At 71.7% G+C, this 18,848-nt stretch carries 17 protein-coding genes; 10 read left to right on the top strand and 7 right to left on the bottom strand.

Going from position 1 to position 18,848, the window contains the following annotated elements; all coding sequences use genetic code 11:
• The first annotated feature begins 160 nt into the window (after positions 1 to 160).
• From ACTWOL_RS05895 to ACTWOL_RS05885, 3 genes are all read left to right on the top strand, one after another.
• Complete coding sequence (locus tag ACTWOL_RS05895; protein WP_474295031.1) at positions 161 to 646, top strand: PH domain-containing protein; 486 nt, start codon at positions 161 to 163, stop codon at positions 644 to 646.
• A gap of 183 nt (positions 647 to 829) precedes the next feature.
• Positions 830 to 2,170: a hemolysin family protein gene (locus ACTWOL_RS05890; protein WP_474295029.1), complete on the top strand. Its 1,341-nt coding sequence runs from the start codon at positions 830 to 832 to the stop codon at positions 2,168 to 2,170.
• Positions 2,167 to 3,324: a hemolysin family protein gene (locus ACTWOL_RS05885; protein ID WP_474295027.1), complete on the top strand. Its 1,158-nt coding sequence runs from the start codon at positions 2,167 to 2,169 to the stop codon at positions 3,322 to 3,324. Before ACTWOL_RS05890 ends, ACTWOL_RS05885 begins: the two co-directional genes overlap by 4 nt.
• 76 nt (positions 3,325 to 3,400) lie before the next feature.
• Here the strand turns inward: ACTWOL_RS05885 and ACTWOL_RS05880 are convergent, their stop codons facing one another.
• On the bottom strand, positions 3,401 to 5,329 hold the full coding sequence (locus ACTWOL_RS05880; RefSeq protein ID WP_474295026.1) for an AAA family ATPase: 1,929 nt from the start codon (positions 5,327 to 5,329) through the stop codon (positions 3,401 to 3,403).
• Between the two features lie 360 nt (positions 5,330 to 5,689).
• Positions 5,690 to 6,334, bottom strand: a complete 645-nt coding sequence (locus ACTWOL_RS05875; RefSeq protein ID WP_474295024.1) for a uridine kinase family protein — start codon at positions 6,332 to 6,334, stop codon at positions 5,690 to 5,692.
• 255 nt (positions 6,335 to 6,589) lie between these two features.
• Between ACTWOL_RS05875 and ACTWOL_RS05870 the strand changes: the two genes are divergently transcribed.
• From ACTWOL_RS05870 to ACTWOL_RS05860, 3 genes are all read left to right on the top strand, one after another.
• The gene (locus ACTWOL_RS05870; RefSeq protein WP_474295022.1) at positions 6,590 to 7,999 is read left to right on the top strand and encodes a C39 family peptidase; all 1,410 of its coding nucleotides are present in this window, start codon (positions 6,590 to 6,592) and stop codon (positions 7,997 to 7,999) included.
• Between the two features lie 114 nt (positions 8,000 to 8,113).
• Entirely contained in the window at positions 8,114 to 8,281 is a 168-nt protein-coding gene (locus tag ACTWOL_RS05865; RefSeq protein ID WP_474295020.1) for an SCO1431 family membrane protein, read from the top strand.
• Between the two features lie 307 nt (positions 8,282 to 8,588).
• A complete protein-coding gene (locus tag ACTWOL_RS05860) occupies positions 8,589 to 9,761 on the top strand; it encodes an acyl-CoA dehydrogenase family protein (protein ID WP_474295019.1) in 1,173 nt (390 codons plus the stop codon).
• 451 nt (positions 9,762 to 10,212) lie between these two features.
• Here ACTWOL_RS05860 and ACTWOL_RS05855 read toward each other — a convergent pair whose 3' ends face one another.
• A complete protein-coding gene (locus tag ACTWOL_RS05855) occupies positions 10,213 to 10,626 on the bottom strand; it encodes a hypothetical protein (protein ID WP_474295017.1) in 414 nt (137 codons plus the stop codon).
• 246 nt (positions 10,627 to 10,872) lie between these two features.
• Between ACTWOL_RS05855 and ACTWOL_RS05850 the strand changes: the two genes are divergently transcribed.
• The 4 genes from ACTWOL_RS05850 (at position 10,873) to fxsA (ending at position 15,072) form a co-directional block, all read left to right on the top strand.
• Positions 10,873 to 11,313, top strand: coding sequence for an Lrp/AsnC family transcriptional regulator (locus tag ACTWOL_RS05850; RefSeq protein WP_474295015.1), 441 nt, complete (start codon positions 10,873 to 10,875; stop codon positions 11,311 to 11,313).
• A gap of 10 nt (positions 11,314 to 11,323) precedes the next feature.
• Entirely contained in the window at positions 11,324 to 12,946 is a 1,623-nt protein-coding gene (locus ACTWOL_RS05845; RefSeq protein ID WP_474295013.1) for an amidohydrolase, read from the top strand.
• Between the two features lie 672 nt (positions 12,947 to 13,618).
• Positions 13,619 to 14,434, top strand: coding sequence for a polyprenol monophosphomannose synthase (locus tag ACTWOL_RS05840; protein WP_474295010.1), 816 nt, complete (start codon positions 13,619 to 13,621; stop codon positions 14,432 to 14,434).
• A gap of 47 nt (positions 14,435 to 14,481) precedes the next feature.
• Positions 14,482 to 15,072, top strand: coding sequence for an FxsA family membrane protein (fxsA, locus tag ACTWOL_RS05835; protein ID WP_474295008.1), 591 nt, complete (start codon positions 14,482 to 14,484; stop codon positions 15,070 to 15,072).
• 240 nt (positions 15,073 to 15,312) lie between these two features.
• Here fxsA and ACTWOL_RS05830 read toward each other — a convergent pair whose 3' ends face one another.
• The 4 genes from ACTWOL_RS05830 to yczE form a co-directional block, all read right to left on the bottom strand.
• Positions 15,313 to 15,687, bottom strand: a complete 375-nt coding sequence (locus tag ACTWOL_RS05830) for an RNA polymerase-binding protein RbpA (protein WP_030757047.1) — start codon at positions 15,685 to 15,687, stop codon at positions 15,313 to 15,315.
• 268 nt (positions 15,688 to 15,955) lie between these two features.
• A complete protein-coding gene (locus ACTWOL_RS05825; protein WP_474295005.1) occupies positions 15,956 to 17,317 on the bottom strand; it encodes an MFS transporter in 1,362 nt (453 codons plus the stop codon).
• 52 nt (positions 17,318 to 17,369) lie between these two features.
• Positions 17,370 to 18,143 (bottom strand): glycerophosphodiester phosphodiesterase family protein, encoded by a 774-nt coding sequence (locus ACTWOL_RS05820; RefSeq protein ID WP_474295002.1) that lies wholly within the window; start codon positions 18,141 to 18,143, stop codon positions 17,370 to 17,372.
• A complete protein-coding gene (gene yczE / locus ACTWOL_RS05815) occupies positions 18,140 to 18,763 on the bottom strand; it encodes a membrane protein YczE (protein WP_474301092.1) in 624 nt (207 codons plus the stop codon). Before yczE ends, ACTWOL_RS05820 begins: the two co-directional genes overlap by 4 nt.
• Positions 18,764 to 18,848 lie beyond the last annotated feature (85 nt).

Below are 18,848 nucleotides of genomic sequence, written 5' to 3'. Positions count from 1 at the left end.
TCACTCTCGCCGCACCGGCCGAAAGCCCAAGTACGTCCCGTACGAGAGCTTCCGGCCGGCACTCCGAGAGCACGCACCGGACGCCGCTCCTTCCTCCACGGAGATCCATCAGAAACCCCCTAGCGGCCGACGGCAAAGAGAACACCACAGCAGAGGGGCCATGTCTTCGCCACCGTCATCGTCGTCGTCCCCCGTGGACCAGGAGGAACTCCCGGCTCTCCCGGTCACCTTCAGGCCGACCCGGACCCGGGCCGTGCTGCTGACCGTGGGCACGGTGATGTTCGCCGTCATCACGGCCGTCGCCCTCGCCCTGGAGAAGCTCGGCACGGGGGAGCGGATCAGCTTCGTCTTCACCGCGCTGCTCTTCTTCGGGGTGCTGGCCCTCCTCAGCCGCCCCAAGGTCGTCGCCGAGGAACAGGGGGTCACTGTGGTCAACCTCACCCGTACCCGACGGCTCGAGTGGGCGGAGATCCTCCGTGTCAACCTCCGGCCGGGTGACCCCTGGGTCTTCCTCGATCTGAGTGACGGGACGAGTCTGCCGGCCCTCGGAATCCAGCCGGGAATCGCCCGGCACCAAGCGATTCGCGACGCACGCGCCCTGCGCGCCCTCGCCGAAGCGCGCGGCACCGGAACGGACCGCGACTGAGCCCCTGCCCCAGGGGGCAAGGACATGATTACTCTTGAGGCGGAGGTGCCGAGTGCACCTCCGCCTCACACCCACGGGGCCACGCCGGCCCGTGAGGCACCTACGACCCGAGGAGTGACTCCCTCCGGCAATGGACGGATCGTCCGGTAGTACCTGCGCCGCCCCCTCACCCGAGGCGGCGGCATGATCATCCCGCTACTGCTGCTCTGCGCGGCATTGGTGCTCATCCTCGCGAACGGCTTCTTCGTGGCCGCCGAGTTCGGCCTGGTCACCGTCGAGCGTGCGGACGCGGAGCGCGCCGCGGCGGAGGGTGACCGCCGTGCCCACGGTGTCGTACGCGCCCTGCGCGAGCTGTCGTTCCAGCTGTCCGGCACCCAGCTCGGCATCACGATCACCTCCCTGGTCGTCGGCATGCTCGCCGAGCCGGCCCTGGCCCAGCTGCTCAGCCCGCCGCTGACCGCGGTGGGCCTCCCCGATGGCGCCGTCCCCGGTGCGGCCGTCGTGATCGGCATGCTGCTCGCGTCGGCGGTGCAGATGGTGGTCGGCGAGCTCGTGCCGAAGAACTGGGCCGTGTCCCGGCCGCTGCAGGTCGCCCGGTTCGTGGCCGGTCCGCAGCACCGTTTCTCCGCGCTCTTCCGGCCCGTGATCGCGCTGCTCAACGCGGTCGCGAACCGGCTGGTGCGGATGCTCGGCGTCGAACCGGCCGACGAGCTGGCATCGGCCCGCACCCCCGGCGAACTGGTCTCCCTCGCCCGCCACTCGGCCCGTGCCGGAGCTCTCGAGCAGGACACGGCCGACCTGTTCGTGCGGACCCTGTCACTGGGCCGGCTCACGGCCCAGCACGTGATGACGCCACGGGTGAAGATGAGCGCCCTGCAGTCCGACGCGACCGCGGCGGACGTCCTCAACCTCACCCGGGCCACGGGCCTGTCCCGTTTCCCCGTGTACCGCGACCGCATCGACGAGATCGTCGGCATGGTCCACCTCAAGAACGCGCTCGCCGTACCGGCGCACCTGCGGCTGCGTACCCCGGTCGGCCGTATCGCGGTGCAGCCGCTGCTGGTGCCCGAGACCCTGCCGGTGCGCCAGCTGCTGGAGCGGCTGCGCAGCGAGCAGCCCATAGCCGTCGTCGTGGACGAGTACGGCGGCACGGCGGGCGTCGTCACCCTGGAGGACATCGTCGAGGAACTCGTCGGCGAGGTCCGCGACGAGCACGACCGCGAGGCCGACGCCCGGCCCGAGCTCGCCCCGGTCGCCCCGGAGGAGGGCAGGCCCGCCTGGGAGGCCGACGGCAGCTGCCGGGTGCTCACCCTGCGCCGGATAGGCCTCGAGGTGCCCGACGGGCCGTACGAGACCGTCGCCGGGCTCGTCGCCGATCTGCTCGGCCGCATCCCGGCCCCCGGCGACAAGGCGGAGCTCCCCGGCTGGAAGCTCTCCGTACGCCAGGTGGACCGCTACCGGGCCGAGCGTGTCCGGCTGGTGCGCACCGCAGAGGTCCCCGCGGTCATGGAGGGCGCCCGATGAGCCTGCTCCAACTGCTCTTCGCCGTGCTGCTGGTGCTGGCCAACGGCTTCTTCGTGGGCGCCGAGTTCGCCCTGGTGTCGGTCCGGCGCAGCCAGATCGAGCCGCTCGCGGCCACACGCGGCGGGGGGTCGGCGCGCGCCCGCCAGGTCCTGCACGGCCTGGAGAACCTGCCCCAGATGATGGCCGCCGCCCAGTTCGGCATCACGGTCTGCTCGCTGACGCTCGGCGCGGTCGCCGAGCCGACGGTGGCGCACCTGCTGGAGCCCGTCTTCCACGCCGTCCATGTGCCCGATGCCCTGATCCATCCGCTCGGCTATGTCGTCGCCCTCGCCGTCGTGGTCTTCCTGCACCTCGTCATCGGCGAGATGGTCCCGAAGAACCTGGCGATGGCGGCCCCGGAGAAGACCGCGCTGTGGCTCGGACCGCCCCTGGTCGGCTTCGCCCGGCTGTGCCGTCCGGTGACGGTGGGGCTCGGGGCGTGTGCCCGGGTCGTGCTGAAGCTGTTCCGGGTCGAACCCAAGGACGAGGTCGAGGCCGTCTTCACCAGCGACCAGCTGGGCCAGCTGGTCGAGGACGCGGGCCAGGCCGGACTGCTCGACCCGGAGGAGCAGGAGCGCCTCGAGGACGCACTCGAGCTGGGCAGCCGCCCGGTGACGGACGTCCTCATCGCCCGTTCGGCCCTGGTGACCGTGCCGCCGGCGGTGACCCCCCGGCAGATCGAGGAGCTGACGGTACGGACGGGCTACTCCCGCTTCCCGGTCGGGGGTGAGGGCAACGGCCGGTTCATGGGCTACCTCCACGTCAAGGACGTCCTCGACCTCGAGGACGGCGACCGGGCCGTGCCCCAGCAGATCTGGCGCCCCATGGCCACCCTTCGGGCGGAACTGCCGCTCGACGACGCGCTGACGGTGATGCGCCGCGCCGCGACCCATCTGGCCCAGGTCGCCGACGCCTCGGGCCGGGTGCTGGGCCTGGTGGCGCTGGAGGACGTCCTGGAGATGCTGGTCGGTGAGGTGCGGGACCCGGCGCACCGCGCCGCCCCTGCCCCGCGCCGCCCGGTGAACGGGTCGGCGACGGCCCCGTCTCCCGGTGTGCCGGCGATCTCCGCGGACGCCGTCCGGGGGAGTCTGAGCACGGACGCACCGGCCCTCTGAGCGGACCGGGTCCACCCCGTGGGGTGGACTACAGCCGAGTGGGGAGGCCCCGGGCTCTCACGGGCCGCCCGGGGTCTCAGGGCCCCATCGGGTCCTGCGGGCCGCGTCCCGTGGGACCGCGGCCCGACAGCACCTCCCCGTAGGCCTGCATCAGATCGGGCAGTCTCAGCGTCGCCAGATCGTCGCGGGTGGGAGTGCCGGTATAGCCGGAGAGCCGCAGATCCCGGTAGGCGCAGCTCTTCTCGTACAGCGTGCGCAAGAAACGTCCGTTGCCGAGCTCGTCGATCCAGCCCTGGTCGACCACATGCCCGCTGATCGAACGCAGTTCGTCCAGCGCCTCCTCGTCCCAGCAGTCCCCGTTGGTGCCCGCGAGCACCTCGCCTATCGCCGTGAGTTCCAGCGGGCGGTACGAGGGGAAGTCGACCCGGGTCGTGAAACGCGAGGACAGCCCCGGATTGGCGGCCAGCAGACGGTCCATGCCCTCCGGATAGCCGGCGAGGATGACCACCAGGTGGTCGCGGTTGTCCTCGGCGCGCTTCAGCAGCACCTGCAGGGCCTCGTCGCCGTAGGCGTCGCCCTTGCTGTAGCCGGTGTTCGAGAGGGAGTAGGCCTCGTCGACGAACAGCACCCCGCCGAGCGCGGAGTCGATCAGCTCATTGGCCTTCACCGCGGTCTGGCCGAGGAACTCGCCGACCAGGTCCGAGCGCTGCGCCTCCACCAGATGGTCCCCGCCGAGCAGCCCGAGAGCGTAGAAGACCCGGCCGAGGATGCGGGCCACCGTCGTCTTCCCGGTACCCGAGGGCCCGGAGAAGACGAAATGGCGCTTGGGCGGCTGCACGGGCAGCCCCTGGCCGGCCCGCAGCCGGGCCATCTCCAGCTGCGCGGACAGTGCTTTCACCTGCCGCTTCACCGGCTCCAGACCCACCATCCGCTCCAGTTCCGCCAGCGCCTCGGCGAGCAGCACCGGGTCCGTGGGGCCCGCAGGGAACGCGGGCGGACGGGGCTGGGACGGGACACCCGACTTCTCCCGTACGCCGTGGGGCGGGGTCACCGGCGCGGCCGGCCCCACGGCGCCGAACTGCGTCTGCGAGTCGCCCCCGAACCGGGGCTCGGGTGGGGGCGGCTCCGCCTCGGACTGCTGGCCGTCGACCGTGTCCTGGCCGTAGCCCGGGCCGGCGAGCGAGACCGCGGCGAGCCCGGGTGCCTCGTCGGGGCCGCCAAGGCCGTCGATCCCGTCGATCCCGTCGTACTCCGAGATCGCGGCGAGCCGTGCCGAGGTGTCCATGAACGCGGGGTCGACCCGGTGCACCGCCCGGTACAGCGGCAGCGCCGCCGCGCTGCGACCGGTGCCCTCATGGGCGCGCGCCAGCCAGTAGCGCAGCTCCTTGCGCTGCGGCTGCTCGCTGCGGCAGCGCATCAGCGACGCGGACAGCAGCGGTTCGGCCTGCCCGTACATCTCGAGCCGTACCCGTGCCATTCCGCCGAACAGTCCCGTCTCGATGCCGAGGAGCGGATCGTCGACCAGCGGTTCCGTGTGCCGGACGAGCTGATCCCAGTCCTTGACCAGGTAGGCACGGCAGGCGTGCAGAAAGCGCACCTGGGGGTCGGTGTCGATGGGCGGCAGCCCTGCGAGCGCGCGGTCCAGCTCGGGTACGTGGCGGCCGTCGAGCCAGTGCGAGGCGTGCGCGAGCAGCAGATCGCGCGGGCTCTCCAGCACCGGCTGGACCCACCAGCCCAGCCAGTACCAGGAGTTCAGCGTGCGCCGGTGGCGGGCGCGCTGCTCGCCGAAGCGCTCCCGGTTGCGATACATGCGCAGCAGTGCGGTCGTGGTGTCGACGCGCAGGGCGTGCAGGCCGAGCCAGCCGTCCGCCATCGCGGGGTCGAGCCGCACCGCGGTTCTGAACTCCTCTTCCGCCTGCGGGTACGCGCCCATGGTGTAGGCGTCCACGCCGCGCACCCAAGCGAGGTCGGCCGGGGCCGGTGAGCCCTGCGTGCCGATGTCCATCGGGTCCCCCACATATGTGCCCCCGTGACCTCCCGCCGGGCGGGCGCCCGTCGGAGCGTGCCGAACCACCTTGTCGCGGACGGGAATTGACCGCACCGAAGTGCATCGTACCTGCGCAGGGGCAGGTGAATAAGGGCGGCGCAAAGGGCCTCAGGCCGGTGACCCAGCGTGAGCACCCGGCGGGGGAGACTGCTCCGGGGAGCGCGGAGAGGGTAGAACGAAGCCCCCGGTCACGGGGGAACAACCGGGGGCTTCGCGTGTGGGGGCGGCTCCGAAAAGCCGCACATTGAGAACGTAAGACCTGTAAGGCCCTTGGGTCAAGCGGAGTTGAGGCACTCACCGCGGCCGATTTCCGACTGCTCAGTACGGAGACTGAGGCCCGTCACATTCCGTGAGGAGTTGACTCGTGCTCGCTGTCATACCAGGTCCCGGGCGCCACTCGTACCCCTCGAAACACTCGCGCACCACAGTGTCGGCGAAGGGGCGCGAAGGGTCATCGGCGAAATGCCGCGCCTCCGCCGCCGTCCACGCGTCCCAGAACTCCGCGAGCGCCGGACCGTCGCGACGTCGCCCGCGTGCCCAGGACTCCTCGGCACCCCGGTCCATCCAGAGCAGCCAGGCCAGATGCGGACGCAGGGCCCGCCGACCGGCGCCGACCCCCTCGACCAGGACGACGGGCGCGGGAGGGAGCGGGCGCGGGGGACCGAAGCGGCGCACATTCCAGTCGTACGGGCGGTAGAGCGCGCCCCTTCCCCGCGACAGGGGTGCGATCACCTGGTCCAGCAAGCGTTCCGTCCACGCGAAGAGTTCGTCGTGCGTGGCGATGTCGTCGAGATGGAGCACCGGGGCATCCCCCAGGGCCGCGGCCAGCAGCGCCGAGAAGGTGCTCTTGCCGGAGCCCGCGTGCCCGTCGACCGCGATCAGCCGGACGGGGCCGCAGGACGGCGGCAGCGCGCGCAGACCCGCGGCGGCGCGGTCGGGATCGAGACGGACGCCGGTACTCACAGGCGTCACCCTACGGGGCGCACCGCGGCACCCGGCGGGGACCGCCCGGCCGTACCGGTGCCGGACACGGCCCGGCGAACGGGTGGCGCCGCGCGCGTCTGTGGCCGAAGGCGCACAGGACCCGGGATAGTGGCACGGGCCCCGCGCCCAGGGAGCGCTCCGGCACCTGCGCCCCGGAGCGCTCCCGGGCCGCACGCCCTCGCGCTGCCGTGTCCGCAAGACGCCAGACCGTCCTGCCCACAAGACGGAGGTCCCATGACCGGAACCGCTTCGCGCAGAACCGTCCTCACCGCCGCACTCGCCGCCGCCGCTGCCTCCGGAGCGGGCGGCCTCTCGCCGGCCGCGTCCGCATCGGCCGCGTCCAGCCGCGAGTCCACCGCTCCAGGACCCGCGCCGGCCCGGTCCGGGCCCGTCGTCTCGGTGGCTGCCGGAAGCCGCCTTGTCGACAACCGCTTCTGGGCCACGTACAACGACTGGGCCGGCGGCTCCCACCAGGGCACCCGCCCGGTCGTGGGCTCCCGCCCCGGACTGGTCATCTCGGCTCCGGCCGGGCGCTTCGGCTACCGCGACCCGCACACGGGGCGCACGACGTCCTGGGACTACGCCCGCTGGACCTCGCCGTGGTACCGCTCCGCCGTCCCCGCGACCGAGATCATCGCCTCCTGGAACGCCCGCACCCCGGCCGGGACCTGGCTGCAGACGGAACTGCAGGGCGTATACCCGGACGGCACGAAGACCCCCTGGTACGTCATGGGCCGCTGGGCCTCCGGCGACGGCGACATCCGCCGCACCTCCGTGGACGGCCAGGGCGACGGCAAGAGCGCCGTCTCGACCGACACGCTGGCCGTGGACGACCCGGCGAGCGGACTGCGGATCGTCTCCCACCGGGTGCGGCTCACCCTCTGCCGCAAGCCCGGCACCCTCCTCACCCCGACCGTGTGGCGGACCGGAGCGATGGCCTCCGCCGTGCCGGACCGGTTCACCGTGCCCGCATCCACTCCCGGACTCGCCCGCGAGCTGGTGGTGCCGCGGTACTCGCAGAACACCCACATCGGCCAGTACCCCGAGTACGACGGCGGCGGTGAGGCCTGGTGCAGCCCCACCTCCTCGCAGATGATCATCGAGTACTGGGGCCGCAGACCCACCGCGAAGGACCTCGCCTGGGTCGATCCCGACTTCGCCGACCCGCAGGTCTGCCACGCGGCCCGCCACACCTACGACTACCAGTACGAAGGCTGCGGCAACTGGCCCTTCAACGCCGCCTACGCGGCGACGTACCAGGGCATGAACGGTGTCGTGACCCGACTGCAGTCGCTCGGCGAGCTCGAGACGCTCGTCCGGGCCGGGATCCCGGCCATCACCTCGCAGTCGTTCCTCAAGGAGGAGCTCACCGGCGCGGGGTACGGGACCGCGGGCCATCTGATGACCGCCATCGGCTTCACCTCCCGCGGCGACGTGATCGCGAACGATCCCGCGTCCCCGGGCAACGCGGCAGTCCGCAGGGTGTACCGGCGCCGGGAGTGGGAGAACATCTGGCTCCGGACCAAGCGGTACAACGCGAGCGGGAAAGTGGTGTCCGGCACCGGAGGCGTCTGCTACCTCTACTGGCCCGAGGCCCCGTCCGCCGCCCAGCGCAACACGCTCGCCGCGCTCGGTATTCACTGAGTCCCGACGGCCCGCGCGAGCCGTCGGGACCACGGGCGGGCAGTGACACCGGTCACTGCCCGCCCGTGGGTGCGCCTGGCACTCTGGCGGGGCTGCTTCATCGGGGGGACGTCCATGACCGAGACGACCGAGCGAGACACCATGACCACGACCACCGCAGTCGGCACCCGGGCCCGCACCGGCGGCCCCAAGGACAACGGACCCAAGATCCTCGAGCACATCATGGGCTGGACGCTCGTGGTCGTCATCGCCATGTTCGTGACGCAGACCGGTCTGCTCTGACGCGTTCCGGGGCGATCGCCTCCCGGATCCTCCCCGGTTCCGCGGGCACTCCGGCACCCCGCTCCCTCCCCGGTGCCGCCGCCCCGGTCCGGTACCCCGGTCCCTCCGCGGATTTCCGCCGTACGGCCGGCGTCCGGGCGACGAGTGACGGACGGCGTCCGATCGGGCATACTCAACCCGCCACAGCCGCTGGTCAGCCACTTCCGTGATCCGGGAGGGCAGCATCGGCGCACCAGGTGAAATCCGGCGGCGCCGTCCCACCCCGCGCGCGTCCGCCGCAGCGCCCTACAGGGAGGAGAGCGCCGCAATGCCCGACCGCGCCCCGCAACCGGTGGACCGGATACTGCCCACCGAGGAGTCCAGGGATCTGATCGCCCTGGTCCACGAGCTCGTCCAGCGGGAGATCGCCCCCCGTGCGGCCGAGGAGGAGGAAGCGGGTGTCTTCCCGCGGGAGACCTTCGCCCTGCTCTCCGAGTCCGGACTGCTCGGTCTTCCGTACGACTCCGAGTTCGGTGGTGGCGACCAGCCGTACGAGGTGTATCTCCAGGTCCTCGAAGAGCTCGCGGCCGCCCGGCTCACCGTCGGGCTCGGCGTCAGCGTCCACTCCCTCGCGTGCCACGCTCTGGCCAACTACGGCACCAAGGAGCAGCAGGCGGACTTCCTCCCGGCGATGCTCGGAGGCGGGCTCCTCGGCGCGTACTGTCTCTCCGAGCCTTCGTCCGGCTCCGACGCCGCCTCGCTGCGTACCAAGGCCGTGCGCGACGGGGACGATTGGGTGATCAACGGCACCAAGGCCTGGATCACCCACGGCGGGATCGCCGACTTCTACACCGTCCTCGCCCGCTCGGGCGGCGAGGGGGCGCGCGGGATCACTGCGTTCCTGGTGCCGGGCGACGCCGTGGGGCTGAGTGCCGCCGCGCCCGAGAAGAAGATGGGGATGAAGGGCTCGCCCACCGCGCAGCTGCACTTCGACGGTGTGCGCGTGCCCGATTCCCGCCGTATCGGCGACGAGGGGCAGGGCTTCGCGATCGCGCTGGCCGCGCTGGACGCCGGGCGCCTCGGGATCGCGGCCTGCGGTATCGGCGTGGCCCAGGCGGCGGTGGACGAGGCGCTCTCGTATGCCGTCGGCCGGCAGCAGTTCGGCCGTCCCATCGCGGACTTCCAGGGACTGCGCTTCATGCTCGCCGACATGGCGACCAAGGTCGAGGCGGGCCGCTCGCTGTATCTCGCCGCCGCCCGGCTGCGGGACGCGGGCAAGCCGTACTCCCGCCAGGCCGCCATGGCCAAGCTGTTCTGCACGGACGTCGCCATGCAGGTGACCACCGACGCGGTGCAGATACTGGGCGGCTACGGCTACACGGCCGACTTCCCGGTCGAGCGGCTCATGCGCGAGGCCAAGGTGCTGCAGATCGTCGAAGGCACCAATCAGATCCAGCGGATGGTCATCGCCCGTCACCTCGCGGGGCCAGAGTCCCGCTGACCCATCCGGTCCGCCGCGTCCACGCCGGCGCCGCCGTGAGTCTGTTCCATTCCTGGTCACGGCGGCCCGGCACGGTGCGTCCCGCGCTGGCCCAGTTGCGCATCAGATCGCGGTAGATGGGCGGATCCGCCGATCGCGGAACCGATTCTTCCTCGCGTGCTGTCATCAGGCGCCGGCGGCCCGGGCTGCTCGTGGAGTACTGCGGGGTCATACCGTCAGAACGCTCTGCTGCCCGGCCGGGTCACCGCCGCGTCCATCCGAGAGCCAGTTCGTGATGTCCCCGAATCGCGGGGCGGCGTACATCGCGGGGTGCCGGGGCACCGGCCCGGCACACCCCCGGGCGGGGAGGTCCGGCGGGGTGTCCCGGCGGGGACGAAACCCTGCACCACGGCGGGTCTCACCGCCCTGGTGCAGGGGAAGTCGCGCGGAAGCGGGCGCGGATCGGGCCGGCTCAGGCGGCCCGGCGCATCGGGGGCACCTTGAGCGGGCGCGAGCCCGGACCGCCGACGTGCGAGAAGGGCTGCATCCGCCAGTCGAGGCCCTGCGGGAGCGTCAGCAGCAGTGCGGTGTCCTGCTCCTGGACCTCCAGCGACTCGTCGGCCGGGGCGGCGTCCGCCGCAGGCCTCCCGGTGCCGGGGCAGACGGAGAGCACGAACGGATTCCACGGGGTGGGGCACAGTGCGTGTTCCGGCAGGGCGTCCTCGTCGGCGAGCAGCGCGATCGGCTGCGCGCAGTCCGGGCAGATCACCCGGTACATCTCGAAGGTGTCGTAGGCGTCTCGCTCGTCGTCCGTGGTGTTGCCGTCCGGTCCGACGAAATCAACAGGCTCCGGTTCGGTACGTCCGGTGCGCTTCACACTCTGCATGGAGAATCTCCCCCTCGGGTGGGCCGACCAGGCATATGCGGCCTCGACCACAGCAAGCACTTCCCTTGCGGCTTCCTGGATAACCATGCGGTCCCGAAGGACACGGTCACGACCCTGTGGCATTCGTCACATGCTTGCCACCGCCGGGTTCCCGCACCCCGACGGACCACCCCCGCGCGCCCTCACGGACCTCCACGGACGCCCCCGACTGTGCCGGAAGCCGTCGGGGGCAATAGGTTGATCCGCATGGAGGAGCTGGATCGTCAGATCGTCGAGTTGCTCGTCAAGGACGGGCGCATGAGCTACACCGACCTGGGCAAGGCCACGGGCCTGTCCACCTCGGCGGTGCACCAGCGTGTGCGGCGGCTCGAGCAGCGCGGTGTCATCCGCGGGTACGCCGCCGTCGTGGACCCGGAAGAGGTGGGACTGCCGCTCACCGCGTTCATCTCGGTGAAACCGTTCGACCCCAGCGCTCCCGACGACATCGCCGAGCGGCTCGCCGGGGTCCCCGAGATCGAGGCCTGCCACAGCGTGGCCGGCGACGAGAACTACATCCTCAAGGTGCGCGTCGGATCACCGCTCGAGCTGGAGGAACTGCTCGGCCAGATCCGTTCGCTGGCAGGGGTGTCGACCCGTACGACCGTGGTGCTCTCCACCCCGTACGAGGCACGGCCGCCGCGAATCTAGGCTGTTCCCCATGAGTGAGAGCGTGCCCCCGGGCGAACACCGCACCGTGCTGCTGCGCGGCGGAGACGTACACAGCCCCGCTGATCCGTTCGCCACGGCCATGGTCGTCGAGCGCGGCCATGTCGCCTGGGTGGGCTCGGAAGGGGCGGCGGACGCCTTCGCGTCCGGCGTCGACGAGGTCGTCGACCTGGAAGGCGCCCTGGTGACACCGGCGTTCGTGGACGCCCATGTGCACACCACGGCGACCGGTCTCGCGCTCACCGGGCTCGACCTCTCGGGTGCCGCCTCCCTGGCCGAGGCGGCGGGCCGCATCCGCGACTACGCCGCGGCCAGGCCCGCCGACCGCATCCTCATCGGACACGGCTGGGACGCCTCCCGCTGGCCCGAGCAGCGTCCGCCCCGACGGGACGAACTCGACGGCCTCACCGGCGGTCGGCCGCTCTACCTCACCCGGATCGACGTCCACTCGGCGGTCGTCACCACCGCGCTGCTCGACCAGGTGCCGGGTGTCCGCTCCATGAACGGTTTCCGCGACGGCGAACCGCTCACGGGGGATGCCCACCACGCCGTGCGCTCCGCCGCGTACGCCGCCGTCTCACCGGAGCAGCGGGCCGAGGCCCAGCGCACGGCACTGCGGCACGCGGCCTCGCTCGGGATCGGGACCGTCCATGAGTGCGCGGGGCCCGATATCTCGTCCGAGGACGACTTCACCGGCCTGCTGAAGACCGCGGCCGAGGGGCACGGTCCCCGGGTGGTCGGCTACTGGGCCGACACGGACGTCGAGCGGGCATGTGCGCTCGGGGCGGCGGGGGCGGCCGGGGACCTCTTCGCCGACGGCTCGCTCGGTTCGCACACGGCCTGCCTGCACGAGCCGTACGCCGACGCGGCGCATTCCGGTGTCGCCCACCTCGATGCGGCCGCCGTCGCCGCCCATGTCACCGCCTGCACGGAAGCCGGGATCCAGGCAGGCTTCCATGCGATCGGCGACCATGCGATCAGCAATGTGGTCGAGGGCGTACGGGCCGCCGCGGGCGCTCTCGGCCTCGGCCGGGTGCGCGCCGCCCGGCACCGCGTCGAGCACGCCGAGATGCTGACTCCGGAGACCGTCGCCGCCTTCGCCGAGCTCGGCCTCACCGCCTCCGTGCAGCCCGCCTTCGACGCCGCGTGGGGCGGTGACACGGGCATGTACGCCCAGCGCCTCGGCATCGAGCGGGCGCGCACCCTCAACCCGTACGCCGCGCTGTTGCGCGCCGGAGTCCCGCTGGCCTTCGGCTCGGACAGCCCGGTGACCCCGCTCGATCCCTGGGGCACGGTCCGTGCCGCCGCCTTCCACCGCACACCCGAGCACCGGATCTCGGTACGCGCCGCGTTCACGGCCCATACGCGGGGCGGCTGGCGGGCGATCGGCCGGGACGACGCGGGCACCCTGGTGCCCGGTGCGCCGGCCGACTACGCGATCTGGCGGACCGGTGAACTCGTCGTCCAGGCCCCCGACGACCGCGTCGCCCGCTGGTCGACGGACCCCCGCTCCGGCACCCCTGGCCTGCCCGATCTCACCCCGGGAACGGCCCTTCCGGTGTGTCTGCGCACGGTGGTATTCGGACAGACGGTCTATGTGCGGCCTAACGAGTGACATCGGGATTTTCCGCACCGGCGCTTCCCGTGGCCGGCGGTTCGGGCGCTACCTGCGGATCTTCGTCCCTGACCAGCCCGTTCAGCCAATCGCCGCAGATGGCACGACTGTTGACAGAGTGCCGCGGCAGGCCGGTAGGTTCGGCCGGGTCCACCACAGGACGTCCGACCGGTCGAGCTTCCACGCAGTCGTCGAACGCCGCTGGGTCATGTGGTGGTGCGCCGCACCGGCACACCACCATCGGGAGCCAGGTTCAGCGCCCGCGCCTCGGGGCGAGGGAAGGCTGCGGCCGGTGGGGGTCCCCCCTGCTCCACAGGAGCTCGGGGGAAGGTGCGACCCGGGTGGGGCCCGGCGTTCAGTAGACAACGGCACTCGGTCGACCCGCAGCCAGCGGGTCCCAGGCCGGCCCGAAGGACGCCGGGTTCCGACCGTTCCGGATTCCCGGCCCTCGGGGAAGGGCCTTCCGGCCCAGGTGACGGCCGGCACACCCGGCCGACCCGTCGCGGCCCGTCCTCGTCCGTTCCCGCCTCTGCCCGGATCTCCGGCGCGGGCCGGGGGGCGTGCGCCGGCCCCGTCCCGCCGCCGGCGTGCGCTTGGGGCCCGTGCCGTCGCGGCGGCGTCACCGGCGCTCGCTATGGTTGGGTCCTGCGTTACGGACGTTAAGGGGCAGCAGTGAACGACGGTGGTCAAAGGCGGTACGGCCCGCTCGGCAGAGCCTTGGTGATCATCCCCACCTACAACGAGGCCGAGAACATCGAGCCGATCGTCTCCCGGGTGCGCTCCGCCGTGCCTGAGGCGGACATCCTGGTCGCCGACGACAACAGCCCCGACGGCACCGGCAAGATCGCCGATGAGCTCTCCGCCGATGACCCCCAGGTGCACGTTCTGCACCGCAAGGGCAAGGAGGGGCTCGGCGCCGCCTATCTCGCGGGCTTCCGGTGGGGCATCGAGCACGGCTACGGAGTCCTCGTCGAGATGGACGCCGACGGTTCGCACCAGCCCGAGGAGCTGCCACGGCTGCTCACGGCGCTCAAGGGCGCGGACCTCGTCCTCGGCTCACGCTGGGTGCCCGGCGGCCGGATCGTCAACTGGCCCAAGTCACGCGAGTTCATCTCCCGGGGCGGCAGTCTCTACTCGCGCGTCCTGCTGGACGTGCCGATCCGCGATGTCACCGGCGGCTACCGCGCCTTCCGCAAGGAGACCCTGGAAGGCCTCGGCCTGGACGACGTGGCCTCCGCGGGCTACTGCTTCCAGGTCGACCTGGCCCGTCGTGCGGTGGGCGCCGGTTTCCATGTCGTGGAGGTCCCGATCACCTTCGTCGAGCGTGAGCGCGGCGACTCCAAGATGAGCAAGGACATCCTCGTCGAGGCACTGTGGAGGGTCACCGCCTGGGGCGTCGGCGCGCGAGCCGGCCGACTGCTCGGGCGCCGCCCGTCCAAGCGGCCCTCCCCGCCCCCACCGCCGTCCTCACCCTCCTCGTCGTCCTGATCCCCCTCTTACGCCGTCCGAGCGGGCGGCCAGGCACACTGGGGGGCATGACGACCGGCGTACAGACACCGACCGCCCCAAGGCGCTCACGCGCCCGAACCCTGCTCCCCGTCGGCATCGCCGTCTGGCTGCTGCTGGAGATCTGGCTGCTGACGGTCCTGGCCTCGGCGGCCAGCGGCTTCACTGTGTTCGCCGTGCTCGTGGGCGGCGGGGTGCTCGGTGCCGTGGTCGTCAAACGAGCCGGCCGGCGCGCCTTCCGCAACCTTGCCGAGACCTTTCAGCAGCAGCAGCCCGGGGCCACTCCGGCGGCGTCCTCGGGCGACCGCCAGGGCCAGACCCAGGGCAACGGCCTGCTGATGCTCGGAGGGCTGCTTCTGATGCTGCCCGGCCTGATCTCCGACGCGATGGGGCTGCTGCTGCTCGTCCCGCCCGTGCGCCGGATGCTCGGGCGGTACGGGGAGAGGTCGCTGGAGCGGCGGATGCGGAAAGCCGCCCCCGGTTCACTCGGTGACGCCCTCCGGCAGGCCCGTATGCACCGGCCGGACGGAAAGGTCGTCCAGGGTGAGGTCATCCGTCAGGACGCGTCGACTGCGCCTCGGCAGGAGGAGACGGCTCCCCGCCCTCCGCTGACTCCGTAGCTCGGCGCGACGGCGCGGTACGAGCGGTCTGCCCGCCCCTGGCGGTTCCGGCGGCCGTGCCGGTGTCCGCTGCCGCCGAGCGCGGCGGCCATCAGCCAGACGGCCGCGGGCAGACACGCGGACATGCAGAAGCCGCGGGCTACGGTCGCGCATGCGGACATGCAGAAGCCGCGGGCTGCGGCACACATGCGTGTACGGCAGCCCGCGGCTTCTGTCATCCGTAGCGGATCGGTCCGGTCGCTACGCGGACTTCCGGCTGTCGCGGGGGTGCACCGCGATGTTCATGGCCCCGGAGCGCAGGACTGCCAGCCGCTCGGCCAGCACCTCCTCGAGCTCCTCGCGCGTACGGCGCTCCATGAGCATGTCCCAGTGCGTACGCGCGGGCTTGCCCTTCTTCTCCTCGGGGCCTTCCCCGTCCACCAGAAGTGCCTGGGCGCCGCACGCCTTGCACTCCCACTCCGGCGGAATTTCCGCCTCAACCGAGAACGGCATCTCAAATCGATGTCCGTTCTGGCATGCGTACTCCACCGCCTGGCGCGGGGCCAGATCGATGCCGCGGTCGGTCTCGTAGCTGGTCACCACGAGGCGCGTGCCGCGAAGAGCTCGCTCACTCATGAATCGTGCCTCCCGGGCTTGTCGCCCACAGGACAGGTGTCGCTGTCGTCGTCATCCGGTCAACGTCCGGTCGGCGGTAAAGATTCCCGCGCATGCCCATTACGGTCCATGCGTCGTTGCCCGTCGTGCCGCCCCTTGTTGTACCCACCAGTGCCCGGTTTGTCACATCTGGCAGAAAGTGTCACCCAGCGTCCTGAGGATTTCAGCGCGCAGTAACGGTCCGCCTGGCAGGCCAAAGGCGTATACTACCGGCCTTTCACTTCGACGTCTAAATCCGTTCCGGCACCGGGTTCCCCGCGGCGGCTACGGCACGCCGTACGGGCACCCGTGCGAGCAGGACGAAACCGATAACGAAGAAGATCACCAACGAGATGATCGAATCCCGGTAGCTGCCCGTCAGCTGGAACGTCAGACCGAACACCAGCGGCCCCAGCCAGCTCAGACCGCGGTCGCTCATCTCGTAGGCGGAGAAGTACTCGGCCTCCTTGCCGCGCGGCACCAGATGCGAGAACAGCGAACGCGACAACGCCTGGGTGCCGCCGAGCACCAGTCCGATCGAGGCGGCGAGTACGTAGAACCAGCCGGGTGTCCGCGCCGGCAGGAAGTATCCGGCGCCCAGGATCACCGCCCAGACGGCCAGGGAACCGAGGATCGTGTGCTTGGCGCCGTACGACCTGGCGAGGCGTCCCATGCCCAGTGCCCCCGCCACCGCCAGCACCTGCACCAGCAGAATCGCCGTGATGAGTGTCGTCTGGTCCAGCTTGAGTTCCTCGGAGCCGTACACGGACGCCTGGGAGATCACGGTCTGCACGCCGTCGTTGTAGATGAGGTACGCGAGCAGGAACGACAGCGTCAGCGGATGACGGCGCATATCGCGCAGGGTCGCGATGAGCTGACGCCAGCCGGCCCCCACCGCGCCCTCGGCGTGCCCGTCGGACGGTGCCAGTCGCCGGTCGCGCAGCCGTCGCAGCGGCACGAGGGTGAAAGCGCCCCACCACAGACCCGCCGTGGCGAGGCAGATGCGCACCGCCTCCGACTCGGTCAGCCCGAAGGACTCGTGCCCGGTGTAGAGCGCAAGATCGGCGACCAGGACGAGCGCTCCGGACGTGTATCCGAAGGCCCAGCCGCGGGACGACACCGTGTCGCGTTCGTCGGGCTCGGCGATCTGCGGCAGATACGCGTTGTAGAGGACCATCGACACCGACAGCGAGGCGTTCGCCACGATCAGCAGGAACGCGCCCAGCAGATAGCGGTCGCCGTCCAGGAAGAACATCGCCGCCGTGGCCGTCGCGCCCAGGTACGCGGCGGCGGCGAGCAGCGGCTTCTTGCGACCGGTGCGGTCCGCGATGGCGCCCACGAGGGGCATCAGCAGCACCGCGACCACCACGGATGCCGAGACCGCGTAGGCGAAGAGCGAGCCGGCCCGGACCGGGACGCCGAGCGGATGCACAAAGCCGTCCGCGTCCGCCGCCGACTTGGCCACGGCCGTGAGGTAGGGGCCGAGGAAGACCGTCAGCACGCTCGTCGAATAGACGGAGCAGGCGAAGTCGTAGAAGTACCAGCCGCGTTGTTCGCGCCGGCGGTCGCCGTCGCCCGTGCCGGCGGTCCGGTCCGCTGTCTCAGCGGTCACGCCGCGCCCCCCTCGATCGTGCCGGCGGAGCTGCGCCGCGGCCTGCGGCCGCTCAGTGCCAGACTCCCCGGTCCGTGAGCACCCTGCGCAGTGTCTCCAGATGATCGGTCATGATGCCATCCACTCCGATGTCCAGGAGGGCGGCCATCCGCTCGGCGTCGTTCACCGTCCAGACGTGCACCTGGAGTCCCCGTGCATGGGCTTCCCGCACGAAGCGCCGGTCGACGACCTTGATGCCGCTCTGCGCCTCGGGGACCTGGGCGCAGACCGTGCCCGAGCGCAGCGGCGCCGGAATCCCCAGCGAGCGCAGCCGCAGTCCGAGCACGCCCCGCACCCCGTACGAGGTCGCCAGACGGGGGCCCGCGAGCCGGTGCGCCCGCGCCACCCGGCTCTCGGAGAACGAACCGACGCAGACGCGGTCCCAGGCCGCCGTGCGGCGGATCAGGTCGACGAGCGGCTCCAGGGCCCCTTCGGCCTTGATGTCGACGTTCCAGCGGGCTTCGGGGAACTCCGTCAGGAGCTCTTCGAACAGCGGCAGCGGCTCCTTGCCGGCCACCCGGGCCTGGGCCACCTCGCTCCAGGGGAGCTCCGCGATCCGGCCCCGCGCGTCCGTGACGCGGTCCAGGGTCGCGTCGTGGAAGGCGACCAGCCTGCCGTCCGCGGTGGTGTGCACATCCGTCTCGAAGTAGCGGTAGCCGGTGGCCGCCGCCCGGCGGAACGCGGCCGCCGTGTTCTCGAGACCGTCGGCCGTGCCACCCCGGTGGGCGAACGGTATGGGGGTGGGATGGTCCAGATACGGATGCCTGGGGTGCTGTACACGCGTCACCCGGGCAGTATGACCTGCTCAGGTGTCGACCGGGCGACCACCCGGCTGCCGGATTCCGCAGCGGGGACGGCGAACACGCGCAGGAACAGCTGGGCGAGCGGCCCGATGGCCAGCGCGTAGGCCACGGTGGCGATGCCCACCGAGCCGCCGAGTGCGAAACCGGTGCCCACCACCGCGATCTCGATGGCTGTGCGGACGAGGCGGACCGACCGTCCCGTGAGGCGGTGCAGACCGGTCATCAGACCGTCGCGCGGCCCCGGGCCGAAGCGGGCCGAGATGTAGAGGCCGGTGGCGACCCCGTTGAGGACGATCCCGGCGATCACCACCGGGATCCGCACCGCGAGACCGTGCAGACCGGGCACGGCCGCCAGGGTGCCGTCCATCGCGACGCCGATGACGACGACGTTCGAGACCGTGCCGAGGCCCGGCTTCTGGCGCATGGGGATCCACAGCAGCAGGACGACGGCTCCGACGACGATCGAGACGACACCGATCGTCAGCCCGGTCAGTTCGGCCAGCCCCTGATGCAGCACACCCCAGGGCTCCAGGCCGAGGCCGCCGCGCACCAGGAGGGCGGAGCTGGCGCCGTACAGGGCCAGTCCGGCATAGAGCTGGAGCAGCCGACGGGGGACGTGTCTGCCCCTGAGACGTGAAGCGCCCGGCCCGTCCGACGAGCCTGTGTGGTCCGTGCCGGCTGACGTGATG

It is taken from the genome of Micromonospora sp. IBHARD003, assembly GCF_056106285.1.
Note: the sequence above shows the minus strand (reverse complement) of the source record. Positions and strands in the feature narration are given on the sequence as shown.